This is a genomic window from Pseudomonas sp. zfem003, from assembly GCF_032621675.1.
GTDB lineage: Bacteria > Pseudomonadota > Gammaproteobacteria > Pseudomonadales > Pseudomonadaceae > Metapseudomonas > Metapseudomonas otitidis.
This window is the reverse complement of record NZ_JAVYJG010000013.1, coordinates 187,724-204,203: the sequence shown is the minus strand read 5'-3', so window position 1 is coordinate 204,203 and position 16,480 is coordinate 187,724. Positions and strand designations below refer to the sequence as shown.

17 protein-coding genes are annotated in these 16,480 nt (G+C 69.8%); 5 read left to right on the top strand and 12 right to left on the bottom strand.

Annotation, left to right across the window (positions count from 1 at the left end; genetic code table 11):
* The first annotated feature begins 18 nt into the window (after positions 1-18).
* Both RTK35_RS28090 and RTK35_RS28085 read left to right on the top strand, forming a co-directional pair.
* Positions 19-438, top strand: a complete 420-nt coding sequence (locus RTK35_RS28090) for an OsmC family protein (protein WP_074969475.1) — start codon at positions 19-21, stop codon at positions 436-438.
* A gap of 55 nt (positions 439-493) precedes the next feature.
* A complete protein-coding gene (locus RTK35_RS28085; protein ID WP_316909515.1) occupies positions 494-1,357 on the top strand; it encodes a pirin family protein in 864 nt (287 codons plus the stop codon).
* 92 nt (positions 1,358-1,449) lie between these two features.
* Here RTK35_RS28085 and pobA read toward each other — a convergent pair whose 3' ends face one another.
* Positions 1,450-2,637: a 4-hydroxybenzoate 3-monooxygenase gene (pobA, locus tag RTK35_RS28080; protein ID WP_316909514.1), complete on the bottom strand. Its 1,188-nt coding sequence runs from the start codon at positions 2,635-2,637 to the stop codon at positions 1,450-1,452.
* 192 nt (positions 2,638-2,829) lie between these two features.
* Between pobA and RTK35_RS28075 the strand changes: the two genes are divergently transcribed.
* Positions 2,830-3,720: a helix-turn-helix domain-containing protein gene (locus RTK35_RS28075; RefSeq protein ID WP_236214974.1), complete on the top strand. Its 891-nt coding sequence runs from the start codon at positions 2,830-2,832 to the stop codon at positions 3,718-3,720.
* Positions 3,721-3,738: 18 nt separating this feature from the next.
* Here the strand turns inward: RTK35_RS28075 and RTK35_RS28070 are convergent, their stop codons facing one another.
* Positions 3,739-4,239, bottom strand: a complete 501-nt coding sequence (locus RTK35_RS28070; RefSeq protein ID WP_044407880.1) for a lactoylglutathione lyase family protein — start codon at positions 4,237-4,239, stop codon at positions 3,739-3,741.
* Positions 4,240-4,334: 95 nt separating this feature from the next.
* On the opposite strand from RTK35_RS28070, the gene RTK35_RS28065 reads away from it, so the two are divergent.
* Both RTK35_RS28065 and RTK35_RS28060 read left to right on the top strand, forming a co-directional pair.
* The gene (locus tag RTK35_RS28065; RefSeq protein ID WP_316909513.1) at positions 4,335-5,213 is read left to right on the top strand and encodes a LysR family transcriptional regulator; all 879 of its coding nucleotides are present in this window, start codon (positions 4,335-4,337) and stop codon (positions 5,211-5,213) included.
* A gap of 66 nt (positions 5,214-5,279) precedes the next feature.
* Positions 5,280-6,101 carry an ROK family protein gene (locus RTK35_RS28060; protein ID WP_316909512.1) on the top strand — a complete coding sequence of 274 codons (822 nt, stop codon included), beginning with the start codon at positions 5,280-5,282 and terminating at the stop codon, positions 6,099-6,101.
* Between the two features lie 10 nt (positions 6,102-6,111).
* Here RTK35_RS28060 and RTK35_RS28055 read toward each other — a convergent pair whose 3' ends face one another.
* The 10 genes from RTK35_RS28055 to RTK35_RS28010 are packed head-to-tail and all read right to left on the bottom strand — an operon-like array spanning position 6,112 to position 16,383.
* A complete protein-coding gene (locus RTK35_RS28055) occupies positions 6,112-7,053 on the bottom strand; it encodes a helix-turn-helix domain-containing protein (protein WP_284546692.1) in 942 nt (313 codons plus the stop codon).
* Positions 7,054-7,108: 55 nt separating this feature from the next.
* Positions 7,109-7,882 (bottom strand): 2-keto-4-pentenoate hydratase, encoded by a 774-nt coding sequence (locus RTK35_RS28050; protein ID WP_410478717.1) that lies wholly within the window; start codon positions 7,880-7,882, stop codon positions 7,109-7,111.
* Entirely contained in the window at positions 7,879-9,486 is a 1,608-nt protein-coding gene (locus RTK35_RS28045) for a bifunctional 3-(3-hydroxy-phenyl)propionate/3-hydroxycinnamic acid hydroxylase (protein WP_236210824.1), read from the bottom strand. Before RTK35_RS28045 ends, RTK35_RS28050 begins: the two co-directional genes overlap by 4 nt.
* A complete protein-coding gene (locus RTK35_RS28040) occupies positions 9,483-10,352 on the bottom strand; it encodes an alpha/beta hydrolase (RefSeq protein WP_316909511.1) in 870 nt (289 codons plus the stop codon). Before RTK35_RS28040 ends, RTK35_RS28045 begins: the two co-directional genes overlap by 4 nt.
* Positions 10,353-10,379: 27 nt before the next feature.
* Positions 10,380-10,982 (bottom strand): amino acid synthesis family protein, encoded by a 603-nt coding sequence (locus RTK35_RS28035; protein WP_316909510.1) that lies wholly within the window; start codon positions 10,980-10,982, stop codon positions 10,380-10,382.
* 10 nt (positions 10,983-10,992) lie between these two features.
* A complete protein-coding gene (locus tag RTK35_RS28030; RefSeq protein ID WP_074969451.1) occupies positions 10,993-11,442 on the bottom strand; it encodes a VOC family protein in 450 nt (149 codons plus the stop codon).
* A gap of 10 nt (positions 11,443-11,452) precedes the next feature.
* Positions 11,453-12,508 (bottom strand): glycosyl hydrolase, encoded by a 1,056-nt coding sequence (locus tag RTK35_RS28025; RefSeq protein WP_316909509.1) that lies wholly within the window; start codon positions 12,506-12,508, stop codon positions 11,453-11,455.
* 12 nt (positions 12,509-12,520) lie between these two features.
* Positions 12,521-13,315 carry an SDR family NAD(P)-dependent oxidoreductase gene (locus RTK35_RS28020; RefSeq protein WP_074969446.1) on the bottom strand — a complete coding sequence of 265 codons (795 nt, stop codon included), beginning with the start codon at positions 13,313-13,315 and terminating at the stop codon, positions 12,521-12,523.
* A gap of 25 nt (positions 13,316-13,340) precedes the next feature.
* The gene (locus RTK35_RS28015; protein ID WP_074969444.1) at positions 13,341-14,828 is read right to left on the bottom strand and encodes an aldehyde dehydrogenase family protein; all 1,488 of its coding nucleotides are present in this window, start codon (positions 14,826-14,828) and stop codon (positions 13,341-13,343) included.
* 13 nt (positions 14,829-14,841) lie between these two features.
* A complete protein-coding gene (locus RTK35_RS28010; protein WP_316909508.1) occupies positions 14,842-16,383 on the bottom strand; it encodes an acetolactate synthase large subunit in 1,542 nt (513 codons plus the stop codon).
* Between the last annotated feature and the right edge of the window lie 97 nt (positions 16,384-16,480).

The following is a 16,480-nucleotide window of genomic DNA, read 5'->3' as shown; positions in this document are numbered from 1 at the left end:
ACGACCCGAGGACTGCCGATGACCATCACCGTCACCACCGAATCCGCCGACGGCTACCGCCACGCCATCCGCGTCGACGAAACCCACGAGCTGTTCACCGACATGCCCAAGACCCTGGGCGGCGACGGCAGCGCGCCCGAACCCCATGACTACTTCGACACCGCCCTCGGCGCCTGCAAGGCGCTGACCGTCACCTACTACGCCCGCCAGCACGACATCCCGCTGACCGGCGTGGGCGTGGAAGTGGTCCACGACAGCAGCCGCGAGAAGGAGGGCCACTACGGCGTGAGCGTGAAGCTGACCCTGCGCGGCGCCCTCACCGACGAGCAGCGCGCCACCCTGCTGCGCATCGCCGACAAGTGCCCGATCCACAAGCTGATGACCACCACCGAGGTGAAGATCGAAACGCGCCTGGCCGAAGGCAACTTCAGCCAGTGACGCCACCGGCTCCGGCGCGGCGCTATGCTTGCCGCTCAGCCCGCCGGAGCCGCCCATGACCAACCCCCTCGTGATCCGCCCCCGCCCCGAAGACGTGGCGGGGCTGCCCATCCTCCGGCCGATCCCCTCGGCCCAGTGCCGCAGCGTCGGCCCCTTCGTGTTCTTCGACCACATGCTCGCCACCGCCTTCGCCCCCGGGCAGGGCATGAACGTGCGCCAGCATCCGCACATCGGCCTCTCCACCCTCACCTACCTGTTCGAGGGCACGCTGCAGCACAAGGACAGCCTCGGCTCCGACCAGCGCGTGGGGCCCGGTGACGTCAGCTGGATGACCGCCGGCGCCGGCGTCACCCATGTCGAGCGCACCCCGGCCGAGCTGCTCGCCAGCGGCTCGCGCCTGCACGGCCTGCAGGTGTGGCTCGCCCTGCCCCGTGAGCAGGAACAAGGCGCCCCCCGCTACAGCCACCACCCCGCCGCCAGCCTGCCGCAGCAGGACAGCCTGGGGGTGAGCATCCGCCTCATCGCCGGCCACGGCTTCTGCCTGGAATCCCCCGTGCCGGTCACCAGCCCCACCCTCTACGCCGAGCTGCGCCTGCAGACCGGCGCCACCCTGCTGCTGCCCGACGAGCACCCGCAGCGCGCCCTCTACCTGCTGGACGGCGAAGCCCTGCTCGACGACCAGCCCCTGGAACGCCACAGCCTTACCGTGCTCCCCGAGGGCGAGACCTTCAGCCTCAGCGCCTGCAGCGAAGCGCACCTGGTGATGATCGGCGGCGCCCCCCTGGACGGCCCGAGGCGGATGAACTGGAACTTCGTCGCCAGCGACCCGGCCCTGATCGACGCGGCCCGCCAGCGCTGGGCAGCAGCCGACTGGCCGGTGGTGCCGGGGGAACAGGAGCGGATCGAACTGCCGCGTTAGACCGGCGAACGCCGCAGCATAAGCGCTCGACTCATGAAAAAGCCCCCGGCAACCTGGGTCACCGGGGGCCTTCCACAATCACCGGACAGGCCTCACTCCACCCGCTCGTAAGGCAGGCCCACATAGTTCTCGGCGATGTTCACCAGCCCCGCCCGGGAGCTGAGGAAGTACTCGCGGTCGGCCTGCTGCATCTTCTGGTCCCAGGCGTCCTGGTGGCCGTTGAAGTCGTGCAGCAGGTTGGTCATGAACCAGCTGAAGCGCTCGCCCTTCCAGACCCGGCGCAGGGCCAGTTCGGAGTACTTCTCCAGCAGGTCGGTGCGCCCCTCGCGATAGACCTTGACCAGGATGCGGTAGAGGTAGCAGACGTCAGACGCCGCCAGGTTCAGGCCCTTGGCGCCGGTGGGCGGGACGATGTGGGCGGCATCCCCCACCAGGAACAGGTGGCCGTACTGCATGGGCTCCACCACGAAACTGCGCAGCGGGGCGATGCTCTTCTCCAGGGACGGCCCGGTCACCAGGCGCGCGGCCACCTCCTCCGGCAGGCGCGCCTTCAGCTCGGTCCAGAAGCGCTCGTCGGACCAGTCCTCCACCTTGTCCGTCAGCGGCACCTGCAGGTAGTAGCGGCTGCGGGTCAGGGAACGCTGGCTGCACAGGGAGAAACCACGCGGGTGCTGGGCGTAGATGAGTTCCTCGTGAACCGGCGGGGTGTCGGACAGCAGGCCCAGCCAGCCGAAGGGGTACACGCGCTCGTACTCGGTGAGCACCCCGGCCGGGATGCTCTGGCGCGACACGCCGTGGAAGCCGTCGCAGCCGGCGATGTAGTCGCAGTCGACCCGGACCTGCTCGCCAGCGTGCTCGAAGGTGACGTAGGGGCGCTCGCCCTTCAGCTCGTGCAGCGCCACGTTGCTGGCACCGTAGAGGGTCGGCGCACCGCTGGCGGCGCGGGCCTCCATCAGGTCGCGGGTGACCTCGGTCTGGCCGTAGACCATCACGCTCTTGCCGCCGGTGAGTTCGCTCAGGTGGATCGGCACCCGCTTGCCGTCGAACACCAGTTCGACGCCCTCGTGCACCAGCCCCTCGGCGTCCATCCGGGCACTCACGCCGGCCTCGCGGAGCATGTCCACCGTGCCCTGCTCCAGCACGCCGGCACGGATGCGGCCGAGAACGTAGTCGGGGGTCTGGCGTTCGATGATGAGGGTGTCGATACCGGCCTTGTGCAGCAACTGGCCGAGCAGCAGGCCCGAAGGACCGGCACCGATGATGGCAACCTGGGTTTTCATTGTTCTTGTCTCTCAGTGAGGCGTTGCGGCCCGATGGCTGGCAGCGACCGCAAACGAGTGGCTTGGATGCCCCTGCATTTTTGCTGACAAGAATGGGAAAAGAAGGGTGTTTTCCGCACCAGGAATTGCACTTTTGAAAACAGCGTCCGATTATCGGGCAGCCATCCACCGCTGATCCGTACCAGGCCCTCCATGACCGACCGCATCCCCGGCGTGCCCGTGTTCAAGCTCTACGGCGAGAACCAGGCCTGGCCGACACCCGACCTGCTGCATTGCGAGTCCATCCCCAAGCGCAGCAGCCTGCACCACTGGGAGATCAAGCCGCACCGCCATGCCGACCTGTTCCAGCTGCTCTACGTGCAGCGCGGCCAGGCGGTGGTGGAGGTGGAGGGCCGGCGCAGCCCCGTCGACGAACCCTCCATCCAGGTGACGCCACCGCTGTGCGTCCATGGCTTCCAGTTCTCCGAGAACATCGAAGGCTACGTGCTCAGCCTCGGCGCGCCGCTGGTGGAGCGCCTGGAACAGCAGCTGGGCGCGCCGCTGGCGGTGCTGGCCTCCTCGGGCTGCTACCCGGTGGGCCGCGACCGCCGCTACATCAGCACACTGTTCGCCGCCCTGCTGCAGGAGTACGAAGGCAGCGCCGCCTCCCGCGACCTGGTGCTGGCGTCCCTGGTCAACGTGCTGGTGGTGTGGATCACCCGCCAGCGCCAGCAGAACACCCCGCCCAGTGGCCGCGACGAGCGCAACCGGCAGTTGCTGGGCCGCTACATCAAGCTGGTGGAGCAGCACTACCGCGAACACCTCACGGTGGAGACCCTCGCCCACCGGCTGGACCTCTCCAGCGTCCACCTCAATACCCTGTGCCGCCGGCTGGCGGGCCAGAGCGCGCTGCAGATCATCCATCAGCGCCTGTTGCTGGAGGCCCGGCGCAGCCTCATCTACACCAACATGACCATCGCCCAGGTTTCCGACAGCCTGGGCTTCAGCGATCCCACCTACTTCTCGCGCTTCTTCCGCCGCCTCAGCGGCCAGTCGCCCAACGCCTTCCGCCAGGCCAACGACCGCCCCGCCGAGAACGGCTAGGGCGGCCGGCGCAGCCGGTCACTGGTAGGCGCCGGCGGCGTAGGTCAGCTCATAGCTGTGGCTGTAGATCTCCAGGATGTTGCCGAAGGGGTCTTCCATGTAGACCATCCGGTACGGCTTCTCGCCGGGGAAGTACTCACGGATCGGCATGCGCTGCTTGCCGCCGGCGGCGACGATCCGGGCCGCCAGGCCCTCCACGTCCGGGTCCTGCACGCAGAAGTGGAACACCCCGCCCTTCCAGTACTGGAACTCGCCGGACGGACGCTCGGCATTGGGGAACTGGAAGATCTCCACGCCGATGCGATCACCGGTGGACAGGTGGGCGATGCGGAACGAGCCCCACCCCGCACCGAACACGTCGGTGCACATCACGCCGATGGCCGAGTCGTCCTCGGTGATGGTGGTGGGCGGCATGATCAGGTACCAGCCGAGTACCTCGGTGTAGAAGGTCACCGCCGCATCGAGGTCGGTCACCGAAAGGCCGATGTGGGAAAAGCTGCGGGGATAGGTCGCGGTCATGGCGAAAGCTCCTGTCGTTGATGATGGGAGCAGCCTAAGGAGGCATCGCTATAATTAGAACCACGCCACGATTATTGAATTGATAAGTTATCGTTATGCTCAATCCCCAATGGCTGTTGACCTTCGAACACCTGGCCGAGCTGGGCAACTTCACCCGCACGGCCGAACGCCTCGACCTCACCCAGGCTGCTGTCAGCCAGCACATCCGCCACCTGGAAGAACGCCTCGGCCCGCTGCTGATCCGCCGGCCCCGGCAGATCGAACTGACACCCGCCGGCCACGCCCTGCTGGATTACTGCAGCGAACTGCAGCGCGCCGACCAGCGTCTGCGGCAGCGGCTGGACGAGGCCCGGGCCGACGAGGGCGACATCAGCCTCATCAGCCCCGGCAGCATCGGCCTGGTGCTCTACCCCCTGCTGCTGGACCTGCAGCAGGCCAATCCGGGCCTGGTGGTGCGCCACCGTTTCGCGCCGGACAGCGAAGTGCTCGCCGCCGTGCTGGACAACCGCTTCGAGCTGGGGCTGGTCAGCCTCAGGCCGGACGACGCCCGCCTGGAGGCCCGGCTGTTTGCCGAGGAGCCCCTGGAGCTGGTCCTGCCGGCGGGCGAACAGGCCCGCGACTGGGGCGACCTGCAGCGCCTGGGCATGATTGACCACCCCGACGGCCAGGCCATGGCCGGCCGCCTGCTGAGCCGCTGCTTCCCCGGCCATCCGGGCCTGCACAGCCTGCCGCTGCGCGGCTTCAGCAACCAGGTCGGCCTGATCCTCGAACCGGTCGCCCGTGGCCTCGGCTTCGCCGTGCTGCCGCGCTACGCCCGCCAGGCCTTCGCCAACCAGGCCGCAATCCAGGTCGCCGAGCTGGAGGCGCAGGTGGTGGACAGGCTCTGGCTGATCCACCGCGCCGAGTGGCCCCTGTCCAGCCGGGCCGAACGGGCCATCGAGCACCTCCAGCGAGGCCTGGCCGCGCTCCCCTGACGGCCTGCATCGTTTCCCCTCGCCTGTGGTCTCATAAGGCCCCTCCCCCTGACCAGGAGCCTCACCATGGCCGTACTCGGCGTCGATGTCGGCGGAACCAAGCTGCTCATGCTGGCCGGCGAGCCCGGCAACCCCCGGAGCCGCAAGGTGGCCACCGGCCCGGACTTCACCCCGGCACAACTGACACAGGCCCTTGCGGCGTTCATCCAGGACCTGGGCGAGCCGGTGGAGCGCATCGGCATCGCCCTGCCGGGGCTGGTGATCGGCGACCACGAACTGCGGCTGTCGGACGTGCTGCCCGCCCTGCAGGGCCTGAAGGCCGACGACCTCACCTCCCTCGCCGGCCGGGTGCGACTGATCAATGACGTCAGGGCCGCGCTGCACCACGAAACCGCTGCCGAACCGGATGTCGACACCGCCGTCGTCATGATCGGCACCGGCATTGGCGCGGCCATCCAGCAAGGCGGCCGGGTGCTGGAGGGCAGCCGTGGCTGGGCGGGCGAACTGGGCAGCATCCCCCTCGCCACCGACGACGGCCCGCGCACGCTGGATCAGTTGGCCAGCGGCGCCAGCCTCCTGGCCCGGGCCGGGGTGGATGCCGCCACCCTCAACGCCCGGCTGGCCGCCGGCGATCCGACCACCCAGGCCCTCGTCCACCGGGCCGGCCACTGCCTGGGCCTGGGTATCGCCACCCTGGTCAACCTGCTCAACCCCCAGCGCATCGTCCTGGGCGGGGGCACCCTGCACTACCCCGGCTACCTCCAGGCCGCCCTCGACGCCGCACAACGGCACAGCCTGGAAGATCTCTGGAACGCCTGCAGCATCACCCGCTCGAGCAACCCCGAGCAGATGGCCGCCCTGGGCGCCCAGCGCTTCGCTGCCCGTTGAGGGCGCCCGTTCAGGGCCGCCGCGTTTCCGAGGGGCATTCGCCAAACAGCTCGCGGTAGCGCGCCGAGAAATGGCTGAGGTGATAGAAGCCCTGCTCCGCCGCCGCCTCACCGACGTTCAGCACGCTCGCGGGCGTGCTGGTCAGGCGGCGGCGCACCGCATTCAGGCGCAGGGTGCGCAGGTATTCCACCGGGCGCATGCCGGCCACCAGCTGGAAGCTGCTCTGCAGGGTGCGACGGCTGACCCGCAGTTGCTCGCAGAGCGCGAGGATGCTCGGCAACTCGTCGGTGTTGGCCAGGGCGATCTCCTGACACTTGCGCACCAGGTAGGCCGACACGGCGACATTGCCACGGCGGTCCCGGGGGGTGTCCCGCGCATGGATGAACAGGTCGAGGAAGGTCTCCAGCAACTGCTCTTCCAGACGCGCCTCGCACGCCCGGTCCAGGGCTATGTCACCCTTGACCAGCGCGCTGAACACCGGCTGGATCCGGCTCCGCACCCGCTCCAGCACCGCACGGGAGACGGCCATCTGCGGCTGAGTGCGCAGGGCACCGAGCTGCTCGCGGGACAGCTCGACCTCCGCCAGGCGGGCGAACCGCTCGGCGTCGATGTTGATGGCGAAGAAGCTCATGCCCTCCGGCGCGTGCAGCAGGAACTCCTCGCCGTCGCGCAGCAACGGCACGCTCTGCGGGCCGGCCTCGTAGCCCTGCACCACCGGGAAGCGCCCCGCCCCCAGCGACATGGCGATGCACAGCCGCCCACGGGGCGCGCAGCCGTGCTGCACCACCCGCTTGTCCAGGGTTTCCTGGAAGATCTGGAAGCGCTCGGCGGCCACCTGCTGCAGCTCGCTGGACAGGTGGCCCCGCCCCAGCTGGTCGTAGACCTGGTTCCAGCCCAGGATCGAGCCGGCGTGTTGCTGGGAATCATCGAAGGAACGCACTTCAGCCAACATCTGGGTCTCTCCTCCGGCGCCGAGCGGCGCCAGCCATTGAGCACGCCTCCCTGGCTCAGGAATCGTCCTGGACGAACCTCAGGGCAAGTTCCGTGCCCAGCATCCGCAAGCGGTACTCCACCGGCCGGATGTCCAGCGGCGGCAGCAGCGCCCCGCTGAGAATCACCTGGCCGGGCTGCAACGAGGCGCCGTCGGCCAGCAGGCGACGCAAGGCCCAGCAGGCATTGGGCAACGGCGCATCGCCCTCTCCCGGGCTGCTGCCCGCACCCAGCACGGCACCCTCGGATTCCAGCCGCCAGTCCAGCCCGGCGTGATGCGCCGGGCCGAACGCCTGGGGTTCGCCCAGGCAGTAGAGGGCCGCCGCCGCGTTGTCCGCAAGGAACGCCCCCGCGCCGAACCGCCATCCCGACCAGCGGCAATCCGCCACCTCGAACGCCGGCGCCACCGCCGCCACCGCCCCGAGCAGTGCCGCGTCGTCCCAGGTGCCCGGCCGCAGCGGCGCACCGAGGATCAGCGCCAGTTCCACCTCCAGCTTCGGCTGGACCAGCCCGCCCAGCGCCAGCGTGGCACCCGGCGGCACACACATGGCGTCGGTCAGCGCGCCGTACACCGGCTCGCTCAGGCCGAAGCGGCGCTGGGCAGCAGCGCCGGCGAAGGCCACCTTCCACCCCGTCAGGCGTTCACCTGCCGCCAGGCGCCGGGCCAGTGCCTGGTGCTGCACCTGCAACCCGTCGTCCAGCGTCAGCCCCTCGCCGCAGGCGGGCGCCAGAGGCGTCGCGCGGGCCTGGGCCTGCAACAGGGCGGCCGCCAACCCGGCACCCCGGCTCACGCCAGTTGCCTCGCCAGCTTGCCCAGCACTTCGTCCAGGCGCTCGGGGGTGGTGATGGCGGCGATGAAGCGATCCGGCCGCACCACCACGATGCTGTCGCGGGCGCTGGCGAACCAGTCGCCCAGCTGGTTATCGACGTCCTCCACGCTGATGGCGCCCTCGGCCACCAGGGGCTGGTGACGACCAGGGCCGCTGCGCGAGCGGTTGACCTGGATGAAGCGCGTCTCCAGCCCGTCCCAGAAGGCACGGGTCTGTGCCGACAGCCCCGCTGCGGGGTTGACCCGGTAGCCGATCACCGCGAACCAGGGGCCCAGCACCTCGTCCAGGCGCTGGCGGCCGCCCTGGCCGTCCTCGACGAAGGGCTGGATGAACAGCTGCCCCTCCAGGTCGCCTTCGCGCAGGTCGGGGCGCTCGTGGTGAACGAAGCCCTTGGAGATGGTCGCCTTGGGCTTGAACTTGAACTCCAGCAGGTGCGAACGCAGGCTGTCGACGGTGTTCACCGCCTGGAACATCCAGTCCCGCACCCCGGCCATCAGCGGGTTGGTCAGGCCCAGCACCGCGCCCATGTTGTCGGCCAGCGAGATGAGGTCCAGCGCGTGCCCGCGGCGCTCGGTGTCGTAGGTCTGCAGCAGCGCCGGGCGCGCACGGCCCTTGAGCACGGCGGCGATCTTCCAGCACAGGTTGGCCACGTCGCGCAGGCCGGAGTTGAGCCCCTGCCCGGCCCAGGGCGGGGAGATGTGCGCGGCATCGCCGATCAGCGCCACCCGCCCTTCCACGAAGCGCTCGGCCACCCGCGAGTTGTGGGTGTAGGCGCGGATGCGGACGATCTCCAGCTGGTCCACGGCCTCGCCGATGTGACCACGGATGAGCCGGCGGATGTTGGCCTCCTCGCACATCTTCGCCTCGTCCTCGTGCTCCATCAGCATGAATTCCCAGCGGCGCTGGCGGTACGGCAGGTAGATGCACACGAAGGGCCGCTGCGGGTCGGCGTGCAGGGCCGTGTAGGGCGCATCCAGGGAATCGTTGGTGGCGTCCACCACCACCCACTTGCGTGGGTGGGTCAGCCCCACCAGCTCGATGCCCAGCTGCTTGCGCACCGCCGAACGACCGCCGTCCGCCGCGATCACGTAGCGGGCCTGGAGCGCGTAGACCTCGCCCTGGCGATCCTTGACCTGGAGCGTCACGCCGTCGTCGTCCTGCTCCAGCGCCAGCATTTCATGGCCCAGGCGGACATCCACGTGCTCGCGCCCGGCCAGTTCGTCCCGCAGGGTGCGTTCGAGCAACTGCTGCATGAAGATATTGCGCATCGGCCAGCCGTACTGGGCGGTGCTCGGCTTCACCTCGGCGAAGCACACGCCCCGCGCGTTGTAGTAGCGCAGCGGGACGTTGCTGATCATGTCGCGGTGGGCCAGGTCGGCCACGCCGACGGTCTGCAGCACCCGCAGCGCCTCGTCGTCCATGCCCACCGCGCGTGGATAGGGCAGGATCTCCTCGGCCAGCTCCAGCACCACGCAATCGATGCCGTACAGGCCCATGTAGTGGGCCGCCGTGATGCCGTTCGGCCCCGCGCCGACGATCACCACCTCCGTGCGTTCGCGTCTCATGCTCTCTCACCCGCTTCTTGTTGTTGTCGTGCCAGCTGCTCGTCGAGGTACAGGGCCACCAGGCGGTTGAACGCCGTGCCCTGTTCGTCGTGCACATAGTGGCTGGCATTGGCGATTTCCGCCGTCGCAATGTTCGGATTGGCCTCGCGCAGGGCCGCCAGCATCGCCGATGGCAGGAAGTCCGAGCGGCCGCCGCGGATGAACAGCGCCGGGCAGTCGAGCGCCCGCACAGCCGGCCAGAGGTCCGTCGGCTCGATGCTCAGGCGGGCCTCGGCGATGCCCTGCTGGTCATGCCGCCAGGTGACGCCCTGGCCATCGGCCTTCATCGAATGGGCCAGGCGCGCGGCCAGCCCCTGCGCCGAGAGCCCGCTGCGCGCCTGGCGCCAGAAGGCCTCCGCCTCGGCCCAGTCGGCGAAGCGCAGGGGCGTCTCGCGCATCTCCCGGCGGATGCGCTCGGCGCCCTGGCTGCTGCTGGAGGAGCCGGGGCCGATGTCCTCGATCACCAGCGCCCGCAGCCGCCCCGGGTTGCGCCGCGCATACTCCAGCGCGTTGGCGCCGCCCAGGGAGTGCCCCACCAGCACGAAGCGCCCGAGCCCCAGGTGCGCCACCCAATCCTCCAGGTCGTCCACGTAGACCTCGGTGCGGTAGCTGGGCCAGTCGGCCCAGTCGCTCAGGCCCCGGCCGCGCTGGTCCAGGGCATGGCAGCAGTAACCCGGCCCCAGGGCGCCGGCCAGCGCCTCCCAGGTCTGGGCATAGGCGCGCAAGCCGTGCAGCAGCAGCACCGGAATGCCGCCGGGCTCGCCCCAGCGCAGGTGGTGCAGCCGCAGGCCGCTGCGGTTGTTGAAGAACAGGCTGTGCGCAACCATCACGTCTCCCCGGCGCCAAGGCGCACCTCAGACCAGGCCGTTGTCGCCCTGGATGTCCTGGGCTGCCAGGCCGCCCAGGCGCGCATGCAGGCGGCCACGGGTGGCGAAAGCCCAGATGATGATCACCTCGTCCGGCGCGGGGCCGTCGCCGAAGGACACGGAAACCGTGTCGTAGTGGGAGCGCACGTAGAGCGCGTCCTTGTGGGCCAGCGGCACGTCGATGGTCGCCCCCGGCGCGCTCCGCTTGCCGGTGGACGGCACCCAGGACTTGCCGCCCCCGAGCGCCAGGCGCACCGGGTCGGCCGCCGGGTTGGTGAGGAAGGCGTTGCCGTGCTCGTACTCGCACTGGGTGCCCACCAGGCAGGCCTTGCCGTAGCTCTCGATGGCGCGCTCGCCGGCCAGCTCCCGGATGCGCCGACCGAACTCGCGGCCCAGTTCCGGCGAGCCCTCCACCAGCTCGGCGAGGTCCTGGCTGAAGCGACCGGCATAGGGGTTGTGGATCGCCGCCGCGACCACGTACTTGAACAGTGGCTCGCCGTCGGCCAGTTGGCCGCTCTCGTTGGCCAGGGTTTCCTCGACGAAGCTGTACCACTTGCGGATGTGGTAGTGGGCGAAGGTGTTCGGTTTCATGGGCGGTTCCTCAGAGGGGGTCGAGATGGAAATGACGGCTCGGTGCGCCAGCGGCCTTGAAGCGCGCCTTGGCCCGTGCGTCGTCGTGGTCGGTTTCGAGGAAGAATTCGAGGCGGTTGCCGTCCGGGTCGTTGAAGTACACCCCGTGGCCGATCTCGTGGTCGGTGATCTTCACCACCTCCACGCCCTTGGCCAGCAACATGCCGTAGAGGCCCCGCAGCGTGTCCATGTCGCCGGCGATCTCCAGCCCGTAGTGCTGCAACCCCAGGCCGCCCTGCTGGGCGCCGGGCTCGGCCTCGATCAGGGCGATGTCATGGTGCTTGCTGCCGAACGCCATCATGATCCAGCGCTCGCCACGGGCGCTCTCGTGCATCCCGAGGATGTCCGCGTACCAGCGCGCGGAGTGCGCCGGGTCACGCACGAAGAGCGACAGGTGGGTCCGTACGACCTCGACTTTCATGGCGGTCTCCTCAGGGCTGGGTGGCGATGGTCGGGGTGACGATGGACTGGTGCGCCGGACGGATGTCGGCCACCGCCGGGGTCCAGAGCACGTCGGCGATCTCGCTGAAGTCGCGCCACTGCTTCTGCCAGCCATCGCCGCCGTTCTCCGAGGTGAACAGGTGGCCGTACTTGGTCCCGGCGACGATGCGACGCGGATTGGACGGGTCGAAGGCGATGGCCCAGACACAGGAGTTGGGCTGCTGCGGCAGGGGCAGGACCTCCCAGCTCGCCGCGCAATCGCGGGAGACCAGGATCTTGCTGGTGGTGCCCGGCGTGCCGTCGGAGATGCTCAGGAAGAGCGTGTCCTGGCTGCCCAGCGGGGCGTTCAGCGCACGCACGTAGTAGAGCCCGAAGGCTTCGCGGGCCAGGGTGCCCTCCCAGGTCAGGCCCTCGTCGACACTGCGGTAGACGGCGTTGACACAGGCGACCACGATCACCTTGCGCCCGTGGTTGGGCAGCACCTGGATGTTGTGGATGTCCGAGTTGTAGTCCCACAGCAGGCGGTCATCGACGCGGGTGAAGGTGTCGCCGCCGTCGCGGCTGTGGAACAGGCCGCCCTCCTCCAGGCCGAACCAGACCTGCTGGCGGTCGGACGGGTCGTAGGCGAAGGCCAGCAGCCGGGGGCGGTTCACCCCGCCGCAGAACTCGGGGATCTCCACCGGCACCCGGTACCAGCTGGCGCCGGCATCCAGGCTGCGCCAGAGCACCGCGCGGGACGGGGCGCCGGTGCCGACGAAGATCCGCTGCGGGTCCTGCGGGTCCACGGCGACCTTCCACACGGTCTGGCCGTTGAACGGCGACTCCACCCGCGTCCAGCTGTTGCCCACGTCGCGGCTGACGATCAGGCCCACGTCGGCGCCGGCGTAGATCACCTCCGGCGCTTGCGGGCTGAGGCTCAGCGAGCGGGTGATGGCGTCGAACTCCAGCGGCTGGCCGAGCCCCAGGCGGTGCCAGCTGCGGCCCTGGTCGGCACTGCGGATCACGGCCTGGCCGACGGTGGCGACGAGCAGCGTTCCGTTACTCATGTCAGGTCCTCCTCAGATGAAGATGCCGCGGGTCAGGCCGCCATCGATGCCGATGGATTCGCCCGTGACCGCGCCGGCCTTGGGTGATGCCAGGAAGCCGATCAGCCAGCCCATCTCGATGGGTTGCAGGGTGCGGCGGATGGGCGTGGCGTCGATGTAGCCCTGCTCCACCTGCTGCGGCGTCTTGCCCTGCTTGAGGCCTTCACGCTCGTACAGCTCCTGGATGTGCGGGGTGTCCACCACGCCGGGGTGGATCAGGTTGACGGTGACGCCGAACGGGCCGAGCTGGTCGGAGAGCGTCTTGGTCATGTGGGCGATGGCCAGGTTGCGCATGCCCGAGAGCACCTTGCTGCCGCGCCCGGTGAGGCCACCGATGTTGATGATGCGGCCGAACCCGGCGGCCTTCATGTGCGGCGTCACGGCCTTGGCACAGCGGAAGTAGCCGATGACCTTGGTGTTCAGGTCCGCCAGCAACTCATCGTCGCCGGCGTGCTCGATGTCGTTGCGCACCACGCCCGAGGGCGCGGCGGCGCCATTGACCAGGATGTCGATGCGGCCGAAGTGGCGCTGGGTCTCGCTGACCATGTCGGCCACGGCGGACATGTCGTTGGTGTCGCAGAACAGCGGCAGCACCTCGTTGCCGGTTTCGGCGCTGATCTCCTCGGCGGCCTGCTTCAGGTATTCCATGCGCCGCGCACAGACCACCACCTTGCAGCCCTCCTGGGACAGGAAGCGGGCGACCTCCTTGCCGATGCCCATGCCGCCGCCGGTGACGATGGCCACGCGGCCGTTCAGTTCCAGATCCATGTTCGTTCCTCTTGTCGTGGGTGCGTCAGGCGAGATCGACGTACACGCTCTTGGTCTCGGTGTACGCGTCGATCACGTGCTTGCTCATTTCCCGGCCCCAGCCGGATTGCTTGTAGCCGCCGAAGGGCGAGGCCGGGTCGACCACGTTCCAGCAGTTGATCCACACCGAGCCGGCCTTGAGCGCGGCGGCGATGCGGTGCGCCGAGCGCAGGTCGCGGGTCCAGACCCCGGCGGCCAGTCCGTAGGGCGAGTCGTTGGCGCGCAGCACCAGGTCGTCCAGGTCGGACCAGCGCATCACCGTGAGCACCGGGCCGAAGATCTCTTCCCGGGCGATGCAGGCGCGCTCGGCGCGGTCGAGGAACACCGTCGGCTCGATGAAGTGGCCGCGCTCCAGGTGCCCGGGGCGAGCCCCGCCGCACACCAGCTCGGCACCCTCGGCCAGGCCACGCTGCAGGTAGCCGCTGACGGTGCCCCACTGGCGGCCGGAGACCAGCGGCCCGAGGGTGGTGGAAGGCACCAGGCCCGCGCCCAGCACATGGGCGGCGGCGTGCCGGCGCAGCTCGTCGAGCACCGGCTCCAGCACGCTGTCGTGGACATAGAGCCGGGAGCCGGCGGTGCACACCTGGCCCTGGTTGTAGAAGATGCCGTCGGCAGCGCCCTTGGCGGCGCGGGCGATGTCGGCATCCGGCAGGATAATGTTCGGCGACTTGCCGCCCAGCTCCAGGGACACCTTCTTCATGTTGCCGGTGGCCGCCTGAGCGATCAGCCGGCCGATCTGGGTCGAGCCGGTGAAGGCGATCTTGTCCACGTCCGGGTGCTGCGCCAGCGGCGCGCCGGTGTCCACGCCGAAGCCGGTCACCAGGTTGACCACGCCGGCGGGGAAGCCCGCCGCCTCGATCAGTTGCACCAGGCGCACCGCCACCAGCGGGGTCTGCTCGGCGGGCTTGAGCACCGCAGTGCAGCCGGTGGCCAGGGCCGGGCCGAGCTTCCACACGCACATGGTCAGCGGGAAGTTCCACGGCACGATCAGCGCGCAGACGCCCACCGGTTCGCGCAGGGTGTAGTTGAGCATCGGCCCGCTGGCCGGCGACACCGGCAGCGTGCCGCCCTCGATCTTGGTGGGCCAGCCGGCGAAGTAGCGGATGATGTTGGCCGCGCTGGCGGCCTCGCCCCGGGCATTGGCGATGGGCTTGCCGTTCTCCAGGGTGATCAGCTGCGCCAGCTCCTCCTGGTGGGCCTCGATCAGCTCGGCCAGGCGCCACAGCAACAGGCCGCGCCGGGCGGGGGTCTCGCGCCGCCAGGGGCCTTCGAAGGCAGCACGGGCGGCGGCGACGGCGGCGTCCACATCCGCCGCTGCGCCCTGGGCCACTTCGGCGATCGGCGACTCATCGGCCGGGTTCTCGACGCTGAAGCGGCGCCCGCTGGCGGCCTCCTGCCAGGTGCCGCCGATGAACAGCTGGCGGGGCGTGGCGAGGAACGCGCGAACGCTGGGAAGCAAGGGAATCGGGTGCATGGGCGGGCCTCCGTCAGAGTGCCATTTCGATCAGGCAGGGACCGTCGGCCGCGCTGGCGACCGCCAGGGCGCGCTGCAGCTCGGCGTTGCTGTGGACGGTGCTGGCGGGCACGCCGTAGCCCTTGGCCAGGGCCTTCCAGTCGACCCGGGGGCGGTCCAGCTCGGTGAGGCTCAGCGCTTCGGGGCCGAGTTCGCTGACGCCGAAGCGCCGCAGCTCGTTCTGCAGGATCGCGTAGCGGTGGTTGGCGGCGATGAGGATCACCACCGGCAACTGCTCGCGGGCGATGCTCCACAGCGTCTGGATGGTGTACTGGGCGCTGCCGTCGGATTGCAGGCAGAACACCCGGTTGCCGCGCTCGGCCAGGGCCGCACCGAAGCCCACCGGAATCCCCTGGCCGATGGCGCCGCCGGTGTTGGTCATCACCCGGTGCCGCGCGGCGTTGGCCGAGGCGGTGAAGAACGGGTAGCCGCAGGTGCCCCCCTCCACCGAGACGATGCTGTCCTCCGGCAGGGCCGCCGCCAGCACCCGGCCGACGGACTGCGGCGTGAGGGCGGCATCGGCCGCCGGCAGCTCGACACCCACCGGGGTCGCCACCCAGTCCGGCGCCTCCATCAGCTCGGCCAGCGCATCGAGGGCGGCGGCCACGTCGTCCCCCACCTCGGCCAGGTGCAGCAACCGGTCGCGTTCGGCGAGGCGCGAGGGGATGCCCTCGTAGCCGAAGTAGCTGATGGGCTCGGGTACGCCGGCGCAGACCACCGCGTCGTACTGGTCGAGGATCTCGATGGCCACCTCGGGGAAGTACGGCAGCCGGTCCAGGTCGGGCAGGCCGCCGCCCCGCTGGCTGAGACGCGGGAAGGTCTCGGCGAAGCAGCGCACGCCCGGCAGGCCGGCCAGGCGACCGGCCGCCTTCAGGCCGGCCTCCGACAGGCCGCTGTCGCCGACGATGAACACCAGGCGCTTGCCGGCACGCAGCGCGCGGGCCAGCGCCTCCACCTTGGCGTCGTCGTAGCGGCGTTGCGGCGCGCGAATGGCCGTGAGGGGCCGCAGCGGGCCGACCGCCTGGGCCTGGAAGTCCATCGGCAGCACCAGGCTGGCGACCTGGCCACGGGGCTGCCAGGCAGCCTGCACGGCGCTCTGCAAGTCCTCACCGATCAGCGCGGCACTGCGGGTGGTGCGCACCCAGCCGGACACGGCGCCGGCCAGGGCATCGATGTCGCTGGCCAGGGGCGGGTCGTAGTTGACGTGCCAGGAGGCGTGGTCGCCGATCACGTTGACGATCGGCGTGTGGGCGCGGCGGGCGTTGTGCAGATTGGCAATGCCGTTGGCGAAGCCCGGCCCCAGGTGGGTCAGGGTCAGCGCCGGTCGCTCGGCGATGCGGCCGTAGCCGTCGGCAGCGCCGGTGCAGACCCCTTCGAACAGCGACAGCACGGGCTTCAGGCGGGGCTCGCCGGCCAGGGCGGCGACCAGGGGAATCTCGGTGGTCCCGGGGTTGGCGAAGCAGTATTCGATCCCGCTGGCGACAGCGGCCTTGATGAGCAGTTCGGCACCATTCATGGGAAGCGATCTCACTGGGTTGCATGACTCGGTGTGAGATTTATTCCACTCGGAATGACGCACCACAACGCATTACGACTCAAAAAGCTCAAAATAC